The following is a 22,885-nucleotide window of genomic DNA, read 5'->3' as shown; positions in this document are numbered from 1 at the left end:
GCGGCCTTCTCGGCGTTCGCGGAAATATTCTGTCGGTGGTGGCGCTTAGTGTTGCAACGTGACCACCGCTCCGCCCCGCCCCCGTCAAGAGCTCCACCCGCCGAGACCGCCGGGTGGGTCCGCAGGCTGTCCGCCGCGGCGTGGGAGCACCGCGCGCTCGTCGTGCTGTCGCTGCTCGCCGCCGTGTTCAGCGTCGGCGTGCAGGCCGCCAGCCCGCTGCTGGTGCGCTCGGCGGTCGACAACGCGGTGGCCGGGCACACCGGCGGGCTGACCGGGATCGCCGTCTTCCTCGTCGCGTTGCAGCTGGTCGCGTTCGGCACCGCGTTCCTGCGGCGGTACCTCGGCGGGAAGCTCGCCCTCGACGTCCAGCACGACCTGCGCCAGCGCGTCTTCAACGCGGTCTCGCGGCTGGACGGCGGCAAGCAGGACGCGCTGCGCACCGGCCAGGTCGTCTCGCGCGCGATCTCCGACCTGCAGCTGGTCGTCGGGATCCTCATGCAGATCCCGCTGTCGTTCGGTTCGGTGATCTTCGCGGTGCTGTCGTTCGCGGCGATGCTGTGGATGTCGCCGGTGCTGACGCTGATCGCGCTGGTCGTCACGCCCGCGGTCGGCATCGTCATCGCCCGCAGCCGCAAGCGCCTCTTCCCGGCGACGTGGTCGGCGCAGCAGCGCGCGGCCGACGTCGCGCAGCAGGTCGAGGAGACCGTCACCGGCGTCCGCGTGGTCAAGGGCTTCGGCCAGGAAGCGCGGGAGGTCTCGAAGCTCGAAGGGACCGCGCGCAAGCTGTTCGCGGAGCGGCTTCGCGCGGCGAAGCTGTCGGCGGTGCCGACGGCGACCACAGCGGCACTGCCCGCCGCGGGCCAGGTCGCGGTGCTCGGCATCGGCGGTGTCCTCGCGCTGAACGGCTCCATCACGCTCGGCACCTTCCTCGCCTTCGCGACGTACCTCGCGACCCTGATCGGCCCGGCCCGCATGCTGTCCGGCCTGGTAGTGCAGGCCCAGCTGACCCGTGCCGGCGCCGAGCGCGTGTACGAGCTGATCGACGCGCAGCCCGAGGTCGTCGACTCCCCCGGCGCGCGGCCGCTGCCGTCCGGGCCGCTGGGCGTCGAACTGGACGGCGTCCGGTTCGGCTACACCCGCAGCGAACCGGTGCTGGACGGGCTTTCGGTCACCGCGAACCCGGGCGAGACCCTCGCGCTGGTCGGTACCGCGGGCTCCGGGAAGTCCACGATCTCCCTGCTGCTACCCCGGTTCTACGACGTGCACGCGGGCGCGGTGCGCGTCGGCGGCCTCGACGTGCGGGACGTGCCGCTGCGGCAGCTGCGCCAGGCGATCGGCGTCGTGTTCGAAGAAGCGTTCTTGTTCTCCTCGTCGATCCGGGACAACATCGCCTACGGGCGCCCGGACGCGAGCGAGGAGGAGATCGTCGCGGCCGCCCGCGCGGCGGAGGCGGACGAGTTCATCCGCGCCCTGCCGGACGGCTACGACACGCTGGTCGGCGAGCGCGGGCTGACGCTGTCGGGCGGCCAGCGGCAGCGGCTCGGCCTGGCCAGGGCCCTGATCACCGACCCGCGGATCCTGATCCTCGACGACGCGACGTCGGCCATCGACACGGTCACCGAGGCGGCGATCCACGAGACGCTGCGCTCGGTCACCGCGAGCCGCACGACGCTGCTGATCGCGCACCGGCGTTCGACGCTGGCGCTGGCCGACCGGATCGCGGTGCTCGACGAAGGCCGAGTCGTCGACGTCGGCACCGAAGCCGAGCTGATGGCGCGGTGTCCCCTGTTCCGCGAGCTGGTCGCGGGCCCGGGTGACGACGTCGAGGAGAAGCACCGCTGCGAAGGCCTCGACTGCGGGCAGGACGGGATCACGCCGTCGCTGTGGCCGCGGGACGAGAGCCGCGACGAGGTCGACGACCTGGCCGACGCCGCGCGCCGCCGCAGCGGCGACGTGAACAGCAGCGGGTTCGTCGGCGGGGGCGGCGGCCTCGACGTGCCGCCGACCCCGGAGCTGATCGAGGGCGTGCGGAAGCTCCCGGCGGCCGTCGACGAGCCACGACTGTCCGATGTGGACGTCACCGCGCCCGAACCGCGGTTCCGGCTGGCGCGGCTGCTGCGCCCGGTCCGCTGGCCGCTCGCGCTGGTGATCGGACTGGTGGCGGCGGACGCGCTGGCGTCGATCGCGCTGCCGGGGCTCTACCAGTTCGGCGTCGACCACGGTGTCCGCGCCGGGGTGGAGTGGATGATCTGGCTCGCCGCCGGGATCGGCGCGGCGGTGATCGCGGCCGACTGGCTGGTGGTGTTCGCGCAGACGCGCCTGACGTCCCGGGTGGGCGAGACGGTGCTGTACGAGCTGCGCGTCCGCAGCTACGCGCACCTGCAGCGGCTCGGGCTGGACTACTACGAGCGCGAGCTGTCCGGGAAGATCATGACCCGGATGACGACGGACGTCGACGCGCTGTCGACGTTCCTGCAGACGGGCCTCGCCACGGCGGTGGTCAGCGCGCTGACACTGGCCGGGATCACGGCGGCGCTGCTGGTCACCGACGCGGGTCTGGCGCTGTTCGCGCTGGCGATGGTGCCGGTGCTGGCGGTGGCGACGGTGATCTTCCGGCGCTCGGCGTCGAAGGCGTACAACGAGGCGCGCGAGCGGGTCAGCGTCGTGAACGCGGACATGCAGGAGAACGTGAGCGGTCTGCGGGTCGCGCAGGCGTACACGCGCGAAGACCGTTCCGCGGAGGCGTTCGCCTCACGCAGCGACGAGTACCGGCGCTCGCGGTTGCGGGCGCAGCGGTACGTCGCGACGTACTTCCCGCTGGTGGCGCTGCTGTCCGACCTGGCGACGACGACGGTCCTGGTGGCGGGCGCGAACCGCGTGTCGGCGGGCACGCTGTCGGCCGGGGTGCTGCTGGCGTTCCTGCTGTACCTGCAGCAGTTCTTCTCGCCGATCCAGCAGCTGTCGTCGGTGTTCGACGGCTACCAGCAGGCCCGCGTCGGCTTGAACCGCATCGGTGACCTGCTGCGGACGCCGACGTCGGTCCCGGCGGCGGAGAACGCGGTCGCGGTGCCTTCGCGGCTGCGCGGCGAGGTCTCGTTCAAGGAGGTCGACTTCTCCTATACGGGCGCCGAGACGCCGGCGCTGGAGCAGTTCTCACTGGACGTCGCGGCCGGGGAGACGATCGCACTGGTGGGCGCGACAGGAGCCGGGAAGTCGACGGCGGTGAAGCTGGTGGCGCGCTACTACGACGTGACGGGCGGCGAGGTCCGCATCGACGGAACGGACGTGCGCGAGTACGAGCTGGCCGGGCTGCGGCGCAGGATGGGTGTGGTGCCACAGGAGGCGCACTTGTTCTCGGGAACGGTGGCGGACAACGTCCGCTACGGCCGCCCATCGGCCTCCGACGCGGAGGTGGAGGCGGCGGTCCGCGCGGTGGGAGCGTTCGACGGAGTGGCGGCGCTGCCGTCGGGCTTCCTGCAACCGGTGGGCGAGCGCGGCCGGTCGCTGTCGGCGGGCCAGCGCCAGCTGGTGGCATTGGCGAGGGCGGAGCTGGTGGACCCGGACGTATTGCTGCTGGACGAGGCAACGGCGGCACTGGACCCGTCAACGGAGGCGGCGGTCCTCCGGGCGACGGAGACGGTGGCCCGCCGCCGAACAACGTTCGTGGTGGCCCACCGCCTGGCAACGGCGGCCCGGGCGGACCGCATCGTGGTCCTGGACCACGGCCGCATAGTGGAGACGGGGACGCACGAGGAGCTGTTGGCGGCGGGCGGTCATTACGCCCGCCTCTGGGCCCTGGGCTGAGGTTCCGGGGCCGGGGCCGGGGCCGGGGCCGGGGCCGGGGCCGGGGCCGGGGCGATGTTGGCCCGCCGCCACCCCGCGGCAAATCGCGTTACCGGCCGCCAGACTGAGCCGAGTGCCGAGGCCGGAGCTTGCCCCGCCCCGCCACAGCCGCGACCCGCACCACCTGCCGCCGGACCGAGCCGAGCGCCGAGGCCGGACCCATCCCCGGCACCGCGGCACCAGCACCACCCGCCGCCGGAGAGGCCGAGTGCCGAGCCTCGCCACCCCGCCCGCCTCAGCCGCACCCGCCAAACCCGCCCCCCCGCGCAGCCACCGCGCGTCCCGCCGGGCCGACCACAGACCATCCCCCACCTCCGCGGAGCCAACCGAACGCCGCACCCCTCCACCCCGCGCGGCTGAACTCCGAAAGTTCGTGGCCCGCCGTCCGCCGCGCTGGGACCATGGCGGGCATGTTCGAAGAGAAGCGGGTCCCCGACCGGCAGGTGCGCGCGGCGCAGACGGAGACGACCGTCCGGGTCTACCAGTCGTGCCCGCCCGCCGTCGCCGACGTCGCGCTCGAGAAGCAGGCCCTCGAGCAAGGCCGGCCACTGGCGCTCGTGCCGTCGTTCCGCCTCGCGGCCCACCTCAGCGGCTACGGCAGTGAGCCCGGCCACGAGCGCATCCTGGCGGTCGACCTCACCCGCGCAGGCTTCGAGGGGGCCCTGGCCCACGCGCACATCGAGTGGGCCCCGGAGCGAGATCTCGACCACACGCCGCTGAACTTCCAGGCGATCCGGCTCTCCCTGCGCGGCGAAGCCGTCGACGAGTGGATCACCGCCATCACCGATGTCACCCCGGTCATGCGGGACATCTCCGGCCTCCTGGCCACCGACCAGCTGCACAAGGCGGTCAAGCTCGTCCCGCACGAGCCGCCCTACCCGCTCAGTGAGGACCTCGCGAAAGCCGTCGGCGCCTAAGGCAGCGTTCGCCACTTCAGCGATCCCAGCCCCGCCGCCTCGACGTCCGGCCGCGACGCCCAGCGGACCGTGCCCGGGCGGACGTGTACCCCGGCGCCGACCAGCCAGTCCGGCTCCTCCGGCTCGACCCACTCCATCTCCTCGAAGTCGGCGAGCGTCGGCCACACCGCCGCGCACGAGTCGCACCGCAGCACGACCGCTCCCGACTCCGTCACCAGCGGCCTGACCAGGCCCTGGTCCCAGAACGAAGGACATTCGACCAGCCACATTCGGCCAGTGGAGCCCGTCGCGGTGAACGGCCTCACACCGGCGGACGAACCGAAGGGCAAGAGCCCGCGAATCCTGTACCGGGTCCAGCGCTTAAGGTTCCCTTAGCACATCTTGATCGAGTCAGTGACCGATCCCCTAGTGCGCCAGGCCTCACACAGGCCGGTTCCATCACATCGCGGTCACCGAGGGGGTTAGCCTGGTAGGCGCATCAGCGGATTCATGATCGAGATCGAGACGGATAGAGGCGAGCCCAAGCCGTGTCCAGCAGCAGCCCTGCGTCACAGTTCGGCCCCAACGAGTGGCTGGTCGAAGAGATGTACGACCAGTTCCTCGCCGACCCTTCCTCAGTCGATGCCGCATGGCACGACTTCTTCGCGGACTTCAAGCCGACGCAGAACGCGCAGGCCAAGGCGGACAACGCCCGGCAGCAGGCCGAAGCCAAGCCGGCCACCAACGGCCAGGCGGCGCAGCCCTCGCCGAAGGCCGTGCAGAACGCGGAGTCGGCCGCCAAGCAGGCGGCCCCGGCGAAGACGGCCCCCGCGAAGGCGGCGCCCGCGAAGGCGGCACCGAAGCCCGCGGCCAAGGCCGAGCCGAAGGCCGACGCGAAGAAGGAAGAGCCGGAGTCGAAGCAGCTGCGCGGTGCCGCGGCCGCCATCGCCAAGAACATGGACGCCTCGCTGAGCGTCCCCACCGCGACCAGCGTGCGCGCGGTCCCGGCGAAGCTGATGGCGGACAACCGCATCGTCATCAACAACCACCTCAAGCGCACCCGCGGCGGCAAGATCTCCTTCACGCACCTCATCGGCTACGCCATGGTGCGGGCGCTGAAGAGCTTCCCGAACATGAACCGGCACTACCAGCTGATCGACGGGAAGCCGTTCGCGGTCACGCCGGAGCACGTCAACTTCGGGCTCGCGATCGACATGAAGGGCAAGGACGGCTCGCGCAACCTCGTCGTCGCCTCGATCAAGGGCGTCGAAGACATGACGTTCCTGCAGTTCTGGCAGGCGTACGAGGAGATCGTCAAGAAGGCCCGCAACAACAAGCTGACGGCCGACGACTTCTCCGGCACCACGATCTCGCTGACCAACCCGGGCGGCATCGGCACCAACCACTCGGTGCCGCGCCTGCAGGCCGGCCAGGGCGCCATCATCGGCGTCGGCGCCATGCAGTACCCGGCCGCCTTCGAGGGCACCAGCGAGAAGACCCTGGTCGACCTCGGCATCAGCAAGATCATGACGCTGACCTCGACCTACGACCACCGCATCATCCAGGGCGCGGAGTCGGGCGAGTTCCTCAAGCGCATCCACGAGCTGCTGCTCGGCGAGGACGGCTTCTACGACGACGTCTTCACCAGCCTGCGCCTGCCGTACGAGCCGATCCGCTGGGTCGCCGACATCCCGGACGGCCCGGTCGACAAGACCGCCCGCGTCATCGAGCTGATCGACGCGTTCCGGATGCGCGGCCACCTGATGGCCGACACCGACCCGCTGAACTACCGCCAGCGCAGCCACGCCGACCTGGATGTCCTCTCCCACGGCCTGACGCTCTGGGACCTCGACCGCGAGTTCCCGGTCGGCGGCTTCGCCGGCCAGGAGCGGATGAAGCTGCGCGACATCCTGGGCGTGCTGCGCAACTCCTACTGCCGCACGGTCGGCATCGAGTACACCCACATCCTCGACCCCGAGGAGCGCCGCTGGATCCAGGAGCGCGTCGAGATCCCGCACGAGAAGCCGGACCCCGCGGTCCAGAAGTACGTGCTCTCGAAGCTGAACGCCGCCGAGGCGTTCGAGACGTTCCTGCAGACCAAGTACGTCGGCCAGAAGCGGTTCTCCCTCGAGGGCGGCGAGACGGCGATCCCGCTGCTCGACACCATCCTCGACAAGGCCGCCGAGCACGAGCTCGACGAGGTCGTCATCGGCATGCCGCACCGCGGCCGGCTGAACGTGCTGGCCAACATCGTCGGCAAGCCGATCAGCCAGATCTTCCAGGAGTTCGAGGGCAACCTCGACCCGGGCCAGGCGCACGGCTCCGGTGACGTGAAGTACCACCTCGGCGCCGAGGGCAAGTACTTCCGGATGTTCGGCGACGGCGAGACGAAGGTGTCGCTGACCGCGAACCCGTCCCACCTGGAGACCGTCGACCCGGTGCTCGAGGGCATCGTCCGCGCCAAGCAGGACATCCTCGACAAGGGCGGCGAGGGCTACACCGTCCTGCCGGTCCTGATGCACGGCGACGCGGCCTTCGCGGGCCAGGGCGTCGTGGCCGAGACGCTGAACCTGGCCCTGCTGCGCGGCTACCGCACCGGCGGCACCGTGCACGTCATCGTCAACAACCAGGTCGGCTTCACGACCGCGCCGGAGCACTCGCGCTCCTCGCAGTACGCCACCGACGTCGCGAAGATGATCGGCTCGCCGATCTTCCACGTGAACGGCGACGACCCCGAAGCCGCGCACTGGGTGGCCAAGCTGGCCGTCGAGTACCGGCAGGCGTTCCACAAGGACGTCGTCATCGACCTCATCTGCTACCGCCGCCGCGGGCACAACGAGGGCGACGACCCGTCGATGACGCAGCCGGCGATGTACGACATCATCGACACGAAGCGCTCGGTCCGGAAGACCTACACCGAGTCGCTGATCGGCCGCGGCGACATCTCCGTCGAGGAGGCCGAGGCCGCGCTCCGCGACTTCTCGAGCCAGCTGGAGCACGTCTTCAACGAGGTCCGCGAGCTGGAGAAGCACCCGGCGAAGGCCAGCCCGTCGGTCGAGGAAGAGCAGCCGATGCCGGCCAAGGTGCCGACCGCGGTCTCCAACGAGGTCATCGAGCACATCGGTGACGCGTTCGTGAACGTCCCCGAGGGCTTCACCCCGCACCCGCGCGTCAAGCCGGTCATGGAGCGCCGCCACAAGATGTCGCGCGAAGGCGACATCGACTGGGCGTTCGGCGAGCTGCTGGCCTTCGGGTCGCTGGCCATGGAGGGCCGGCTGGTCCGGCTGTCCGGCCAGGACTCCCGGCGCGGCACGTTCACCCAGCGGCACTCGGTCTTCATCGACCGCAAGACCGGCCAGGAGTACGCGCCGCTGCAGAACCTGGCCGACGGCCAGGGCCGCGTGATGATCTACGACTCGGCGCTGTCGGAGTACGCGGCCGTCGGCTTCGAGTACGGCTACTCGGTGGCCAACCCCGAGTCGCTGGTCATGTGGGAAGCGCAGTTCGGTGACTTCGTCAACGGCGCGCAGACCGTCATCGACGAGTACATCTCCTCGGGCGAGGCCAAGTGGGGCCAGCGCTCGGACGTCGTGCTGCTGCTGCCGCACGGCCACGAGGGCCAGGGCCCGGACCACACGTCCGGCCGCATCGAGCGGTTCCTCTCGCTGTGCGCGGAGGGCTCGATGACGGTGGCGGTCCCGTCGACCCCGGCGAACTACTTCCACCTGCTGCGCCGGCACGCCCTCGACGGCATCCAGCGCCCGCTGATCGTCTTCACGCCGAAGTCGATGCTGCGCAACAAGGCCGCGACGTCGGCGGTGGAGGACTTCACCGGCGAGAGCCGCTTCATGTCCGTCATCGACGACACGACGCCGGACCCGGCGAACATCCGCAAGGTGCTGCTGACCTCCGGGAAGCTGTACTGGGAGCTGGTGGCCGAGCGGGCGAAGCGCGAGGCGCACGACGTCGCGATCGTGCGGATCGAGCAGTACTACCCGCTGCCGAAGAAGAAGCTGGTGGCGGCGCTCGAGCGCTACACCAACGCTTCGCAGGTCGCGTGGGTCCAGGAGGAGCCGGAGAACCAGGGCGCGTGGCCGTTCTTCGGGCTCAACCTGCCGCGGAAGTTCCCGGAGCTGCTCTCGAACCTGCAGGTCGTCTCGCGCCGTCCGATGGCGGCGCCGTCGGCGGGCTCGTCGAAGGTGCACGAGGTCGAGCAGAAGGCGCTGATCGCGAAGGCGTTCGACTGATCGCTTGACAGCCTTTGAAGGCCCCCGCGCTTCCGGTGCGGGGGCCTTCACCGCGTTCAGCCCAAGGACGAGGAAGCGGACTCGGCCAGGTTGTGGGCGTTGCGGCGGCAGCGGGCGATGTCCCGGTCCGTCTCGTCGGCCGCCGAGACGATCACGATGACGTCGACGTTCCCCTGGTAGAACCGCACCCCGCACTGCAGGGTCCGGCCGCTGTCGAAGTCGACGTCGGCCGCCTTCGTCGCCTTTCCGATGCCCGCGGTGATCGGCTTCGCGCCGTCCTCGACCGCGTTTTCGTAGCCCGCCGCGGCGTAGCGGGTGCCCGCGCCCGAGCCCTTCTGCTTCGACTCCGACAGGTACATCGTCACCGTGCCCGACGACGAGCCCGGCTTCATCCAGGAGCAGCTCAGCTGGGTCATCTCGAGCTGGTCGTCCGAGCCGCCCGCGGGTTCCGGGGCGTCGTCGCGGGTCAGCGGCGGCAGGTTCTTCATCCGGCTGCCGACCTCGCTGCACCGCGGCAGCGTCGTGTACTTGTCCGGCTCGCCCGCCGGTGACGTCGTGGTCGGCGCGGCCGTCGTCCGCTTGTCACCGGACGTCAGCAGGAAGAACGCGCCGACGCCCACCCCGGCCAGCACCAGGAACCCGGCCACCACCAGCACGATCACCAGCACCGTCTTCCCGCCGGACTTCGGCGGCGGGTAGCCGGGGTACTGCTGCTGGGGATACGGCTGCTGGTAGGGGTACTGGGGTCCTGGCTGCACGAATCGGACACTAGGCCATTCGCGCTGCCGGGGCGGGCAAATCAGCGCAAACCACTCAGACGGTCAGCGACCAGGTGTCGATGCGCCCGGTGTCGATCGAGGCGACGTCCTGGACCCGCAGCTTCCAGGTGCCGTTCGCGGCCTCACCCGACACGTTCGCGCTGTAGGTCGTGTTGATGTCGTTGCTCGAGTCGCTGCTGGAGTTCTTCAGCCGGTAGGCCGAGCCGTCCGGCGCGACCAGGTCGATCACCAGGTCGCCGACGTAGGTGTGGACGATGTGGACCTCCACGGCCGTCGTCGCGGACGCGTTGCGGTTGCAGCCGGAGACGCTGACGGAGTTCGTCACGGCGGCGCCGTTGTCGGGGATGGCGACGTCGGTGCCGTTGGTGACGGTGCCGCAGGTCGGCGGCGGCGGGGTCGTGCCGGTGCCGGTGTAGAGCAGGACGTTCGGCGAGCCGGACCCGGCGTTGGTCACCTTGCCGGTGGTGCCGTTCGCGACGAGCGCGTCGCGGACCTGCTGCGGCGTCGCGCCCGGGTTCGCGGCCAGGTAGAGCGCCGCCGCGCCGACGACGTGCGGGGTCGCCATCGACGTGCCGCTGATCGTGTTGGTGGCGGTGCTGCTGCCGATCCACGACGACGTGATGCTGCTGCCCGGCGCGAAGATGTCGAGGCAGGAGCCGATGTTGGAGTAGCTGGCGCGGGCGTCGGTGGACGTCGTCGCGCCGACGGTGATGCCCGCCGCGACGCGGCCCGGGGAGCCGTTGCACGCGTTGGCGCCGTTGTCGTTGCCCGCCGCGAGGCCGTAGGTGATGCCGGCGTTGATCGAGCGCTGCACGGCGGAGTCGAGCGTGCTCGAGGCGCCGCCGCCGAGGCTCATGTTCGCGACGGCGGGCTTGATCGCGTTCGCCGTCACCCAGTCGACGCCGGAGATGACGCCCGCGGTGGTGCCGGAGCCGCTGCAGTTGAGCACGCGGACCGCGACCAGCTTGACCTCCTTGGCCAGGCCGTACTGCGAGCCGCCGATGGTGCCGGCGACGTGCGTGCCGTGGCCCTGGCAGTCGGTGGCGTTGCTGTCGTTGTCGACGAAGTCGTAGCCCGACGTCGCGCGGCCGCCGAAGGTGCTGTGGGTGAGGTTGATGCCGGTGTCGATCACGTACGCGTGCACGTTCGACGCCGTGGTGCTGTAGCTGTACTTCTGGTCGAGCGGCAGGTTCCGCTGGTCGACCCGGTCCAGGCCCCACGACGGCGGGTTGAGCTGGTCGGCGGTCGCGTGCACGACCTTGTTCTGTTCCACATAGGACACCGCGGGATCGGCCGCGATGCGCTTCGCCTGCGTCTCGGACATCGTGCCGGTGAAGCCGCGCAAGGCCGCGGCGAAGGTTCTCGCGACCGTGCCACCGTGGCGGCTCGTGACGCTCTTCGCCGCGCTCTCGACGGCCGTGCCGTCCTTGAACACGACGATGTAGCTGTCCTTCACGGCGTCGGCGCCGCCGGCCCCGACGATGGTTCCCTCGCTGGCCGTCGCGACGGCGTTGCCGCCCAACGCCGTCAACGCCGAAACGGCGGCGACGACGCCGAGCTTGCTCAACAGGCGCATGGTTCGTCCCTTCTGGGCAGGGTCGACCGGGCGGCGCGGGCCGCCTGGTCGCCAGGGGTGGACGTGAAGCGCGTTCACGTGGAACGTGAGCGGAACTGTAGGTCGCGGTCGCCCCAGATCGGTAGATCGTCCAGTTTGCCCAGTTCAGGAACCACTCGAACGGTCCCCTACCAAAGTCGGCCCGCGAAAACGATTTCCGCTCGGGGCTGGTTCGCGGCAAGGTGGCGGGCATGCTGATCCGCCGCGAAACCCCCGCCGACCAGGCCACGATCCACGCGCTCCACAGCGACGCGTTCCGGCGCGAGGAGGGTGTGACGCCAGTCGAGGCCCCGTTGGTGGACGAGCTGCGCGCCGACGGCGACTTGATCGACGCGCTGTCGCTGGTGGCGTTGCGCGGCGGCGAGACGGTCGGGCACGTGTGCTGCAGCCGGGCACGCATCGGCGAAGACGCGACGGCGTCGGTCGGCCTCGGCCCGCTCGGCGTGCGGCCGGACCACCAGACGAGCGGCGTCGGTTCGGCGTTGATGCACGCGGTGCTCGGCGCGGCGGACGCGCTCGGGTACGGCTTGGTCGTCCTGCTGGGTTCGCCGGACTACTACGCGCGGTTCGGTTTCGTCGCGGCGTCGACGCTCTCGATCGCGTCGCCGGACCCGAGCTGGGGCAAGTACTTCCAGGCGCGGACCCTCACCGGGTACAAACCCACCCAGACGGGCGCGTTCGCCTACGCGCCGGCGTTCTCCCGGATCTGAAGGAGCCTTCGCATGTACGCACCGAGCTCGTCCGTGGGTGTCCGGATCAACCGCGAGCAGCCGCCAAGCCGGCTGGTCGAGCTGGCGCGCCAGGCCGAAGCCGCCGGGCTCGACGAGGTGTGGCTGGTCGAGGACTGCTTCTGGGCGGCGGGGATAGCGACGGTCGCGACGGCGCTGGCGGTGACGTCGACGATCAAGGTGGGCATCGGCGTCCTCCCGGCGGTGGCCCGCAACCCGGCGATCGCGGCGATGGAGCTGGCGGCGCTGGCCGAGCTGCACCCGGGCAGGCTGATCGCGGGGTTCGGCCACGGGGTGCCGTCGTGGATGCGCCAGATCGGCGCGTACCCGGCGTCCCCGCTGGCGGCGCTGGAGGAGACGCTGGTGGCGGTCCGCAGGCTGCTGGCGGGCGACCGGGTGTCGGTGGCCGGACGGCACGTGTCGCTGGAGGAGGTCGAGCTGGTGTTCCCGCCGTCGACGGTGCCCCCGGTGGTGGCGGGGGTCCGACGACCGAAGTCCCTGGCGGTGGCGGGAGCGTCGGCGGACGGGACGATCTTGGCGGAGCCGTCCCCGCCGGAGTACGTGCGGACGGCGTTGGACGGCATCGCGGCCGGCAATCCGCCGGGGCACCACGCAATGGTGACGTACAACTGGCTGGCTCTGGGGGATCGAGAGCGAGCCCGGCGCACGGTGGCGGAGTCGTTGACGCCAGGGGCGCGGGTGCAGGTCGAGGGGCTGCCGTTCGCCGCGGAGCTGCTGGAGCTGGTGGATTCGGCGTCCACTGTGGACGAGCTGGCGGCCGGGTTGCGGCCGGAGTGGATCGACCGGCTGGCGATCTGCGGGGAGCTGGATCAGTGCGTGGCGGGGGTTCGAGCGTTGCATGAGGCCGGGAGCGGGTCGGTGGTGTTGCTGCCGTTGCCGGAGGAGCCGCCAGAGCGAGGCATCGAGGACGCGGGCCGAGTAGCGGCGGCCCTACGCGGCTGAGCCACTGGCGGCTTCGAAGCGCCCCAATGTGGCCTTCGGTGCGTGAGACGCAACCAAGGCGGCCTTCGGTGCGTCTCACGCAACCAAGGCCGCCTTGGGGCGCTCGGAGCCGCCGGGGAAAGGAGTTCGCCCAGTCACTTCCGCGTCGGCCTCGGCGTGCGCCTGGCCGTCGACCACTAGGTCCGCGCCAGGAAGTCCTCGGCTATGTCGAGGGGGTTCCGCTTCTGCTCGGTGAACTCGACGTTGAGCTGCGTCAGCCGCGAAGTCGTCAACGCGGCCGAAACGCGGTTCAACGCCGCCACCTCGGCAGGCGACAACGTTCCCCGCGCCACCAGCGGCACGATGTTCTGCGCCGGGAACATGTTCTTGTCGTCGACCAGCGGCACGAACCCGTTCGCCGCGATCGTCGACGACGTGCTGAACAGGTCCGCCACCTGGACGTCGCCCGACTTCAGCGCCGCCACCGTCACCGGGCCGCCCGTGTCCGTCGTGCGGATCTCCTTGAACTCGCAGCCGTACAACTGCTTGATCTTGTCCTTCCAGCGGCTGCTCCACTGGCCCGGCCCGCCGAACACCAGCTCACGACAGCGCCGCCCGAGGTCGGAGAACGTCTTCACGCCGCTGGACGCGAGCTGCGGGCCGACCACCAGGAGGTCCTTGTCCTCCGCCGGAGCCTGGTCCAGCACCTCGAACCCCGCCGGGAGCTTCCGGCGCAGCTGCGCGTAGACGTCCTGCGACGTCGTCGCCGTCGTGTCCTTGTCGAAGTACCGCAACAGGTTCCCGCTGTAGTCCGGCACCACCGACAGCGACTTGTCCTGCAACGCCTTGACGACGACCTCGCGGCTGCCGACCGGCGGCCGCACCGTCACGTTCGACGCCCCCGCCTGCCGCAGCGCGCCCGCGTAGATCTGGGCCAGCAGCAGGCTTTCCCCGACGTCGGACGCGCCGATGATGATGTCGCCGGAAGCACCACCCTCACCGCCGCCAGCCAGCGGGTTTCCGCAGCCCGCCGCCAGCACCAAAGCAACCAGCACGACCAGCCGTTTCATGCCGTCACCTTCTTCACGGCCGCCGCGAGCCGGACGCCCCGCGGGACCAAAGCTCGGTTGAGCAACGCGAACAGCAGATCCAGGACGATGGCGAGCAACGTCGTCAGCAACGCGCCCGCGATCACCTCGGCATAGTCCAAAATGGCCAGTCCGTCGAGCAGGAACCGGCCCAGGCCACCGAGTCCGACGTACGCCGCCACCGCGGCCGTCGCGACGAGCTGGAGCACGGCGTTGCGGATGCCGCCGAGCACGAGCGGCAGCGAGATCGGCACCTCGACCTTCCACAGCCGCTGCCAGCCGGTCATCCCGACGCCCTCCGCGGCGTCGACCACGCCGTGGTCGGTCGCCTGCAGCCCGGCGTACGTGCCGGCCAGCACCGGCGGCACCGCCAGCACGACGAGCCCGATGATCGTCGAAGTGACGCTTTCGGTGAAGAGCAGGAACAGGAACGTCACGAGCCCCAGCGTCGGCAGCGCGCGGATCACGTTGCCCGCTCCCACCAGCGCGACGCCACCGCGTCCCGTGTGGCCTACGAACAGTCCTAACGGGACGGCGATGACCAACGCGATCACCAGCGAAAGCGCCGTGTAGCCGAGGTGCTCCAGCAGCCGCCGCGGGATGCCGTCCGGCCCCGACCAGTGCGCCGGGTCGCCGAACCAGTGGACGAGGTCGGTGATCACGAGGCTCCCACCCGGGTCCACGGCGTCAGCAGGTTCCGGCAGCCGATCAGGACCAGGTCCACGACCAGCGCCAGCACCAGCGTCAGCACGATGCCGACGACGATCGGCGAGAAGTACTCGCGCTGGAAGCCGTCGGTGAACAGCACGCCGAGGCCGCCGGTGCCGATCAGGGCGCCCACGCTGACCAGGCTGATGTTGCTCACCGACGCCACCCGCACGCCCGCCGCGAGCACCGGCACCGACAGCGGCAGCTCGACGGCGAAGAAGCGCCGCACCGGCTTGTACCCGACGGCTGTGGCGGCGGCGATCACCGGCGGCGGCACCGCGTCCAGTGCGTCGAGCACGGGCCGGACCAGCAGCGCCGTCGTGTAGATCGTCAGCGCGACGACGACGTTGACGCTGTCCAGGATCTTCGACCCGATCAGGCCGGGGATGACGACGAACAGCGCGAGCGACGGGATCGTGTAGAGCAGGTTCGCGAGCACCATGAGCACCTGCCTCGCGGGCTGCCAGCGGCAGCCGAGCCAGCCCGCGGCGATCGCCAGCACGATGCCGAGCACCAGCGGGAGCAGCGCGAGGTAGACGTGGTCACCCAGGTCACCGAGGATCTGGCCGCGGTTGTTCGCGCTGCCGAGGTACCGCCCGAGCTCGTCGAAGAAGCTCATGACGCCTGGGGCGTCGCCTCGATCACGTCCAGGACCTGTCTCGCGACGACGGCGCCGAGCACCCGGTGTTCGTCGTCGACGACGACGCCGAGGCTGGCGGGCGACGAGAGGGCCGCGTCCAGCGCGCCGCGGATCGGCGTGCCGCGGATCCACAGCGAACCACCGGCCACGAGGTCGTCCTCGCTCAGCGGACCGTCCACTGTGGAGTTCGGCGACAGCCAGCCGCGGGGTTGCTTGTCCGCGTTGACCGCGAGCCGCCAGCCGTCGCCTGTGGACACCGACGCGCCGATCTCGACCAGCTCCAGCTCCTTGATCTCCACGCCGTCGGCGGAGAGGAAGGACAGCCCGCGGTAGCCGCGGTCACGGCCGACGAACGACGCCACGAAGTCGTCGACCGGGTGGCGCAGGACGTCGGCCGGCGTGCCGTACTGGGCGAGCACGCCGCCGACGCGCATCACCGCGACCTTGTCGCCGAGCCGGACGGCCTCGTCGATGTCGTGCGTGACGAACACGATCGTCTTGCCCAGCTGCGACTGCAGCCGCAGCAGCTCGTCCTGCAGGCCCTCACGCACCACCGGGTCGACCGCGGAGAACGGCTCGTCCATCAGCAGCACCGGCGAGTCCGCGGCGAGCGCGCGGGCGACGCCGACGCGCTGCTGCTGGCCGCCCGAGAGCTGGGCCGGGTACCGCTTGCCGAGCTCGACCGGCAGGCCGATGATCTCCAGCAGCTCGGCCGCGCGCTTGCGGGCCTTCGCCTTGTCCCAGCCGGAAAGCAGCGGCACGGTGGCGATGTTGTCCAGCACCGTCCGATGTGGAAAGAGGCCGGCGTGCTGGATGACGTAGCCGATGCCGCGGCGCAGCAGCGCCGGGTCGCCCTCGGCGACGTCCTTGCCGTCGAGCAGCACCTGCCCGGCGGTCGGCTCCACCATCCGGTTGATCATCCGCAGCGACGTCGTCTTGCCGCAGCCGGACGGGCCGACGAACACGGTGATCGTGCCGTCCTCGACCGTCAGGTTCAGCTTGTCGACGGCGACCGTCCCATCCGGATACTGCTTGGTCACGTCGCGGAATTCGATGGTCACTGCCACTCCCCATGTCCCGGTGCCACCGACCGTAGCCGAGTACGCGGTGGTTGGCACGCTGTTCCGGCAGGTGGCCACTAGGCTGAATGCCCGTGAGCGCCCTCGACGACGTCCTCGCCGCGCACGGCGTCGGCGTCCGCCCGCTGTACCGCGTCATCGACCTGCTGCGCACCGGTGACCACGACCTCGGCGAGCTGGTGCGGCTGTCGACGGCGCCGCGCCGCAGCGTGGAGGACGTCCTGAATGCCCTCGGCGACGACCTCGACCGCAGCGGCGACCGGCTGCGGATCGCCCCCGGTGTCGCGGCGTCGTACCTGCAGTACAGCGCGCCGCGCTACGCCGACCCGCTGGACGAAGCCGTCGCGGGGCACGAGCTGCTGCCGAAGGTCGCCGAATGGGTCGCCGAGGTGCCGGCGCCACTGGCCGCGCTCGACCACGTCCAGGCCACGCCGGAAACCGTGCTGCGCCGCGCGCTGTGGCTGGACGCGCAGTACGACCTCGCCTCGGCCCGGGTGCTGTTCCTCGGCGATCACGACCTGACGTCGCTGGCGGTGCGGGCGGTCTGCCCGGCGGCGGCGCTGACGGTCGTCGACCTCGACGAGCGCGTCCTGGCGTACCTGGACGACCGCGGCGAGCGCGAGATCGCCACCGCGCACGCGGACCTGCGCGTCGGCCTGCCGCCCGCGTTCAACGGCGGCTTCGACCTGGTGTTCAGCGACCCGCCGTACACGCCGGAGGGCATGGGCCTGTTCGCGGCGCGCGGGGTGCAGGCGCTGCGGAACCCGACCGAGGGACGGCTGCTGCTGGCCTACGGCTACAGCCCCCGCCACCCGGCGCTGGGCGCACAGGTCCAGCGGTCGCTGGCCACGCTCGGGCTGACGTTCCAGGCGATCCTGCCGGGCTTCAACCGCTACTTCGGGGCACAGGCGATCGGCAGCGCGGCCGACCTGTACGTCTGCCAGCCGACGGCGAAGGCCAAGAAGGTCCGCGGCGGCGGCAAGGCGATCTACACGCACGGGCCGCAGTCGGTCGAGGCCGCCGGGACGAAACCGGCGGTGCTGGAGAAGCTGAAGGAGATCGCCGCCGCGGGCGGGCTCGCGCTGGAGTCGCGGCCGGTGGACTGGTCGATCTCCGGCCCCGAGGGCGACGCCGTCGCGATGGACCTCTCGGCCGACCCGGGCCCGTGGCTGCTGCGGACGCTCCTGGGCACGAACGCCCGGCGCCTAGCGCTACTCGTGCCGAACGCCCACCCGGACCTGGCGGACGAGCGGTCGCAGACGGCCCTTTCGAAGCTCATCCGCGGCAAATACACGCTCCGGTACCTGCGGAGCACGCCGGACAACCGGCACGCGGTGGTCGTCGCGGACGCGGTGGAGCACCAGGACGAGGTCCTGACCCGCGCCCACGCACGTCTGGCGAACGTCTCCCTGGACGTCCCGGAAGACCTGACGAACCTGCGCCTGGTCGACGTCCCCCGCCACCGCCTCCCCGCCCTCCTACCCTGACACGCCCCCGAGCTTTCACGTGAAAGCTCGGCTTTGCAGCACAAAGCGGCACTTTCATAGGGAAAGTGCCGCTTTGGCGCTCGGGTCAGTCGGTGACGCCGTCGGCTTCCGCCGCCTTGGCCACCGCCGCCGCGACCTCGGGCGCGACGCGCGGGTCGAGCGGGCTGGGGACGATGCGGTCCGGGCCCAGGTCGTCCATCGCCACCGAGACGATCGCCTCGGCCGCCGCCAGCTTCATGCCCTCGGTGATCGCCCGGGCGCCGGAGTCCAGCGCGCCGCGGAACACGCCGGGGAACGCCAGCACGTTGTTGATCTGGTTCGGGAAGTCGCTGCGGCCGGTGGCCACGATCGACGCGTACCGGGCGGCCACGTCCGGGTGAACTTCCGGGTCCGGGTTGGACAGCGCGAACACGATGCCGCCGCCGGCCATGCGGCCCAGCAGCGTCTCGTCGATCGTCGCGCCGGACAGGCCGAGGAACACGTCCGCGCCCTCGAGCGCCTCGGCGAGGCCACCGCGCAGACCCGCCTTGTTCGTCGTCGCGGCCAGCCGCTCCTTGACCGGGTTCAAGCCGTCACGCCCGGAGTGGATGATGCCCCGCGAGTCGAGGACGGTGACGTCGCCGATGCCCGCCTCCTGCAGGATCCGCGCGCAGGCGACGCCGGCCGCGCCCGCGCCGGAGACGACGACGCGCTGGTCGGCGATCGCGCGGTCGAGCACCAGGTTGGCGCCGCGCAGCGCGGCCAGCGTGACGATCGCCGTGCCGTGCTGGTCGTCGTGCATGACCGGGCAGTCGAGGGCTTCCTTGAGCTTGTCCTCCAGCTCGAAGCACCGCGGCGCGGAGATGTCCTCGAGGTTGACCGCGCCGAACGACGGCCGCAGCCGCACCAGCGTCTCGACGATCTCGTCGACGTCGGTCGTGTCCAGCACCAGCGGGATCGAGTCCAGCCCGCCGAAGGTCTTGAAGAGCACCGACTTGCCCTCCATGACCGGCAGCGACGCGCTCGCGCCGATGTCGCCGAGGCCGAGCACCGCCGTCCCGTCGCTGACCACGACGACCAGGCGGTCCGCCCACGTGTACCGCTTGGCCTTGGCCGCGTCTTCGGCGATCGCGCGGCTCACCTTCGCCACCCCGGGGGTGTAGGCGATCGAAAGGTCACGCGGGCTCGAGATGGGGCGGGTGGCCGCCACCGAGAGCTTGCCGCCCTCGTGCCCGGTGAAGATCTCTTCGTCGGTGACCGGCGCGACGGCACCGGTGGGGTCGCTCATGGGGTTTCCTGTCGTCGTTTCCGTCTTTCCTTCAGTAGGAATGACGGAACTCGCGGTTCGAACGTGTGTCACTGGAATTTCTCCTGGGCCAGCGAGCGGGGGACCACGGCAGCAGGGGAAACCGTGGTGTTGTCCTCCGGCACGGCAGCCCAGCGCGGTAGCGCCGGCCTGTCGGCGAGGCGTCACGTCGGCCATCGGTGCCGTGGGTCTGGCGATGGCCGCGGACGCGGCGGTCCAGCCATTGTGACAGGTCCCCGTGCGCCGGGGACCCCTCGGTGCGGTTGATGTCACACCGGCGCCCTTTTCCGGCAATTCCCAAGACGTCTGTCCGGTTTTCTTGGCGCCGGATAAGGTGACGCCATGCAATTCCGCCGGCTGCGCATCCCGGACGCCTACGAGTTCTTCCCCCGCGCGTTCCCCGACGACCGGGGCCTGTTCGTCGCCCCGTTCCAGGAGGAGGCCTTCCGCTCGGCGGCCGGCCACCCGCTGCGGCTCGGCCAGTCGAACCACAGCGTGTCCCGGCGCGGCACGATCCGCGGCATCCACTTCGCCGACACCCCGCCCGGACAGGCGAAGTACGTCTACTGCCCGCGCGGCTCGCTGCTCGACGTCGTGGTCGACCTCCGCGTCGGCTCGCCGACGTTCGGCACCTGGGACGCCGTCAAGCTCGACTCGAGCGAGTACCACGCCGTGTACGTCGCCGAGGGGCTCGGCCACGGCTTCATCGCCCTCGAAGACGACACCGTGATGGCGTACCTGTGCTCCGAGCCGTACAACCCGACGGGCGAGCACGGGATCACCCCGCTCGACCCGGCGCTCGACCTGCCGTGGCCCGCGGACCTCGAGCCGCTGCTGTCGGACAAGGACCGCGCCGCCCCGACGCTCGCCGAGGCGCGTGAGCAGGGCCTGCTCCCCGCGTACGACGACTGCGTCGCCTACTACGACAAGCTCCGCTCGGCCCACTGAGCCACCCCGGCCACCCGGCCGCTTGCCCATTTAGTAAGCGTGCATATAGTCTGCCCGCATGACACTTTACGAGTACGAACACAGCGAGACCTCGACCGCACCCGCCGCCGCGATCTGGCCGCTCTGGGCCGACACGGACCGCTGGCCGGAGTGGGACGCGGGCGTCCGGTCGGTCGTCCTCGACGGCCCGTTCGCCGTCGGCACCGGCGGCACGATGACGATGGACGGCATGCCGCCGATCCCGTTCACCCTCACCGAGGTCACCGAGGGACGGAGCTTCACCGACGAGACCCGCCTGCCGGACGCGCACCTGCGGTTCGAGCACGTCCTGACCGACGTCGAGGGCGGCACGCGGATCACCTACCGCGTCACGATCGACGGCCCCGACGGCTTCGGCGAGCAGGTCACTTCGGACACCCCGGACGCCATGCGCGCGCTCGCACGCCTGGCTGAGGCACCATCGCGGGTATGACCACCCCGGCGTCCCGCCTGCCCGGCCCCGAACGCAGCCCCGGCTTCCTGCTGTGGCGCGTGACACTGGCCTGGCAGCGGGCGATGCGTGCCGCGCTGGCCCCGCACGACCTCACGCACGTCCAGTTCGTGCTGCTGACGACGACGTGGTGGCTCACCCGCTCCGGCGAGCCACCCACCCAGCGGCAGCTCGCCGAGCAGGCGGGCACCGACACGATGATGACCAGCCAGGTCGTCCGCAAGCTCGCCGAACGCGGCCTGCTGGACCGCGCCGACGACCCGGCGGACGCCCGCGCGAAGCGCCTGGAAGTCACCCCCGCGGGCCTGGACCTGGTCGCGAAGGCGCTCAAGGACGTCGAGGCCGCCGACGCGTCCTTCTTCGCGGACGTCGGCGACGGCTTCGTCGATTCCCTGGCGAAGCTCAGCCCTTGAGGTCTTCGGCGATGACGCGCTCGATGTTGCGCTCGGCCAGCGCGGTGATCGTCACGAACGGGTTGACGCCGGTGCTGCCGGGGATGAGCGAACCGTCGGTGACGTAGAGATTCCGGTAGCCCTGCACGCGGCCGTAGTCGTCGGTCGCTTCGCCGAGCACGAGCCCGCCCAGCGGGTGGTAGGTGAAGCGGTTTTCGAACGGCCGGGTGTCGCCGAAGAGGTCGTAGCGGTAGATCGTCTTGTTCGCCCGGTTGATCTTGTCGAACAGCGCCTTCGCGGCGTCGATCGACGGCTGCCCCTGCGACGCCGTCCACCGCAGCTTCGCCGAGTCGCTCGCGGCGTCGTAGGTGAAGTGCCCGCGTTCGGGGTTCTTGGTGATCGCCAGGTAGAGGCTCAGCCACGTCTCGACGCCGGCGGGCACCGGCGCGATCTCCGCGAACGCCGGGTGCACCGGGTCGGCCCAGTTGTCGATGCCGAGCGCGGGCATGCCGGACTGCAGGCTGCCGGTGGTGTCCCAGACGTGGTTCGCGCGCCCGAGCATGACGTTGCCGTTGGTGCCCCAGCCGCGGCCGACGGCGTCGCTCAGCTCCGGCAGCCGTCCGGTCTCCCGCGCGCGCAGCAGCAGTTCGGTTGAGCCGAGGCTGCCCGCGCCGAGGAACAGGTGCTTCGTCGTGACGTGCCGGGTCCCGAGGACGGTCCCGTGCTCGTCGATCTCGCGCACCACCAGCGTGTACGTGCCGTCGGGCTGGTGGATGACCTCGCGGGCCTCGTGCAGCGCCTTGATGGTCACGTGGCCGGTGCCGAGCGCGGCGGCGAGGTAAGTCCGGTCCAGCGAGCGCTTGCCGTGGTTGTTGCCGTAGATGACCTCGGACGCGTCGGCCGAGCGCGGGACCGTGCCCGCCTCCTCGCGCCGCAGGTAGTCCATGTCGTACACGCTGGGCACGAACACCGTGCCGAACCCGGCCTTGCGCGCGGCTTTCCGCGAGACGCGGGCGTACTGGTACGAGCGGCACGTCTCGAACCACGCCGGGTCGACGACGTTCACGCCGAGCTGGGCTCGGGCGCGCGGGAAGTACTCGCCGTACATCTCGTCGGCGTCCACCCGCGGCAGGATCTCCTCGAAGTAGGACCGCTTCGGCGTCACCGCCATCGCGCCGTTGACCAGCGACCCGCCGCCGACACCGCGGCCGAGGTACACCGCCATGTCGCCGTGGTTCACCCGGTCGAGGACGCCGGCGTAGCGCTTGATGTCGCGGTTGGCGAGGTCGAGCCAGAGGAACGACGCGAGCGGCGCCTCGGTGCGGTCCTTGAACCACATGGCCCGCTCGTCCGGGGAGAGCATCGGGCAGAAGACCTTGCCGTCGGCGCCCGGCGTGCTCCACAGCCTGCCCATCTCGAGCATCAGCGTCGGGATCCCGGCCTCGCCGAGCCGCAACGCCGTCACGGCGGCGCCGTAGCCGGTGCCGATCACCACCGCCGGCGCGAACTCGGGCAGCGTCGCGGCGGCCGCGGGCCGCGTCGAGACCGTGGTGAGCCCGAGGGCGGCGGCGGAGTTCAGGGCGGCGAGGCCGAGGAAGCGGCGGCGGGAGAAGGCAGACATGCGCCCGAGCATGCCCGAGTTGAGTGAACGGTGTTAACTAACTATAACGCGTTTCACCCAGTCGAGGGAAATTTCGGGTCTCCCCTGGGGGCGATCC

18 protein-coding genes are annotated in these 22,885 nt (G+C 71.0%); 9 read left to right on the top strand and 9 right to left on the bottom strand.

What is annotated here, in order from left to right; all coding sequences use genetic code 11:
• The first annotated feature begins 51 nt into the window (after positions 1–51).
• A complete protein-coding gene (locus QP939_RS22845) occupies positions 52–3,804 on the top strand; it encodes an ABC transporter ATP-binding protein (protein ID WP_285459823.1) in 3,753 nt (1,250 codons plus the stop codon).
• A gap of 449 nt (positions 3,805–4,253) precedes the next feature.
• Positions 4,254–4,760 (top strand): DUF4291 family protein, encoded by a 507-nt coding sequence (locus QP939_RS22840; RefSeq protein ID WP_285458852.1) that lies wholly within the window; start codon positions 4,254–4,256, stop codon positions 4,758–4,760.
• Here QP939_RS22840 and QP939_RS22835 read toward each other — a convergent pair.
• On the bottom strand, positions 4,757–5,029 hold the full coding sequence (locus QP939_RS22835) for a hypothetical protein (RefSeq protein ID WP_285458851.1): 273 nt from the start codon (positions 5,027–5,029) through the stop codon (positions 4,757–4,759). The genes QP939_RS22840 and QP939_RS22835 overlap by 4 nt on opposite strands.
• 258 nt (positions 5,030–5,287) lie before the next feature.
• Between QP939_RS22835 and QP939_RS22830 the strand changes: the two genes are divergently transcribed.
• Positions 5,288–8,986, top strand: coding sequence for a multifunctional oxoglutarate decarboxylase/oxoglutarate dehydrogenase thiamine pyrophosphate-binding subunit/dihydrolipoyllysine-residue succinyltransferase subunit (locus QP939_RS22830; RefSeq protein WP_285458850.1), 3,699 nt, complete (start codon positions 5,288–5,290; stop codon positions 8,984–8,986).
• 56 nt (positions 8,987–9,042) lie between these two features.
• On the opposite strand, the gene QP939_RS22825 is transcribed toward QP939_RS22830, so the two are convergent.
• On the bottom strand, positions 9,043–9,744 hold the full coding sequence (locus QP939_RS22825; protein WP_285458849.1) for a flagellar basal body-associated FliL family protein: 702 nt from the start codon (positions 9,742–9,744) through the stop codon (positions 9,043–9,045).
• A gap of 55 nt (positions 9,745–9,799) precedes the next feature.
• Positions 9,800–11,341 (bottom strand): S8 family peptidase, encoded by a 1,542-nt coding sequence (locus tag QP939_RS22820; RefSeq protein ID WP_285458848.1) that lies wholly within the window; start codon positions 11,339–11,341, stop codon positions 9,800–9,802.
• A gap of 230 nt (positions 11,342–11,571) precedes the next feature.
• Between QP939_RS22820 and QP939_RS22815 the strand changes: the two genes are divergently transcribed.
• Both QP939_RS22815 and QP939_RS22810 read left to right on the top strand, forming a co-directional pair.
• Entirely contained in the window at positions 11,572–12,090 is a 519-nt protein-coding gene (locus QP939_RS22815) for a GNAT family N-acetyltransferase (protein WP_285458847.1), read from the top strand.
• 12 nt (positions 12,091–12,102) lie between these two features.
• Positions 12,103–13,071 (top strand): LLM class flavin-dependent oxidoreductase, encoded by a 969-nt coding sequence (locus QP939_RS22810; protein ID WP_285458846.1) that lies wholly within the window; start codon positions 12,103–12,105, stop codon positions 13,069–13,071.
• Positions 13,072–13,247: 176 nt separating this feature from the next.
• Here QP939_RS22810 and QP939_RS22805 read toward each other — a convergent pair whose 3' ends face one another.
• From QP939_RS22805 to QP939_RS22790, 4 genes are read right to left on the bottom strand one after another with little or no spacing between them, the layout of a single operon-like run.
• Entirely contained in the window at positions 13,248–14,120 is an 873-nt protein-coding gene (locus QP939_RS22805) for an ABC transporter substrate-binding protein (RefSeq protein ID WP_285458845.1), read from the bottom strand.
• Complete coding sequence (locus QP939_RS22800) at positions 14,117–14,800, bottom strand: ABC transporter permease (RefSeq protein ID WP_285458844.1); 684 nt, start codon at positions 14,798–14,800, stop codon at positions 14,117–14,119. The genes QP939_RS22805 and QP939_RS22800 overlap by 4 nt, the downstream gene beginning before the upstream one ends.
• Positions 14,797–15,465, bottom strand: coding sequence for an ABC transporter permease (locus tag QP939_RS22795; RefSeq protein WP_285458843.1), 669 nt, complete (start codon positions 15,463–15,465; stop codon positions 14,797–14,799). The genes QP939_RS22800 and QP939_RS22795 overlap by 4 nt, the downstream gene beginning before the upstream one ends.
• Positions 15,462–16,547, bottom strand: coding sequence for an ABC transporter ATP-binding protein (locus QP939_RS22790; protein WP_285458842.1), 1,086 nt, complete (start codon positions 16,545–16,547; stop codon positions 15,462–15,464). Before QP939_RS22790 ends, QP939_RS22795 begins: the two co-directional genes overlap by 4 nt.
• Before the next feature lie 92 nt (positions 16,548–16,639).
• On the opposite strand from QP939_RS22790, the gene QP939_RS22785 reads away from it, so the two are divergent.
• Positions 16,640–18,052, top strand: coding sequence for a bis-aminopropyl spermidine synthase family protein (locus QP939_RS22785; protein ID WP_285458841.1), 1,413 nt, complete (start codon positions 16,640–16,642; stop codon positions 18,050–18,052).
• Positions 18,053–18,137: 85 nt separating this feature from the next.
• On the opposite strand, the gene QP939_RS22780 is transcribed toward QP939_RS22785, so the two are convergent.
• On the bottom strand, positions 18,138–19,319 hold the full coding sequence (locus tag QP939_RS22780) for an NAD(P)-dependent malic enzyme (RefSeq protein WP_285458840.1): 1,182 nt from the start codon (positions 19,317–19,319) through the stop codon (positions 18,138–18,140).
• Between the two features lie 360 nt (positions 19,320–19,679).
• On the opposite strand from QP939_RS22780, the gene QP939_RS22775 reads away from it, so the two are divergent.
• The 3 genes from QP939_RS22775 to QP939_RS22765 are packed head-to-tail and all read left to right on the top strand — an operon-like array spanning position 19,680 to position 21,188.
• Entirely contained in the window at positions 19,680–20,285 is a 606-nt protein-coding gene (locus QP939_RS22775) for a dTDP-4-dehydrorhamnose 3,5-epimerase family protein (RefSeq protein ID WP_285458839.1), read from the top strand.
• A gap of 58 nt (positions 20,286–20,343) precedes the next feature.
• The gene (locus QP939_RS22770; protein ID WP_285458838.1) at positions 20,344–20,757 is read left to right on the top strand and encodes an SRPBCC family protein; all 414 of its coding nucleotides are present in this window, start codon (positions 20,344–20,346) and stop codon (positions 20,755–20,757) included.
• Positions 20,754–21,188, top strand: a complete 435-nt coding sequence (locus QP939_RS22765; RefSeq protein ID WP_285458837.1) for a MarR family winged helix-turn-helix transcriptional regulator — start codon at positions 20,754–20,756, stop codon at positions 21,186–21,188. The genes QP939_RS22770 and QP939_RS22765 overlap by 4 nt, the downstream gene beginning before the upstream one ends.
• On the opposite strand, the gene QP939_RS22760 is transcribed toward QP939_RS22765, so the two are convergent.
• Positions 21,178–22,788 (bottom strand): GMC oxidoreductase, encoded by a 1,611-nt coding sequence (locus tag QP939_RS22760; protein WP_285458836.1) that lies wholly within the window; start codon positions 22,786–22,788, stop codon positions 21,178–21,180. The two genes, QP939_RS22765 and QP939_RS22760, sit on opposite strands and share 11 nt — an antisense overlap.
• Between the last annotated feature and the right edge of the window lie 97 nt (positions 22,789–22,885).

The sequence above is a fragment of the Amycolatopsis nalaikhensis genome, assembly GCF_030264295.1.
Lineage (GTDB): Bacteria > Actinomycetota > Actinomycetes > Mycobacteriales > Pseudonocardiaceae > Amycolatopsis > Amycolatopsis nalaikhensis.
Note: the sequence above shows the minus strand (reverse complement) of the source record. Positions and strands in the feature narration are given on the sequence as shown.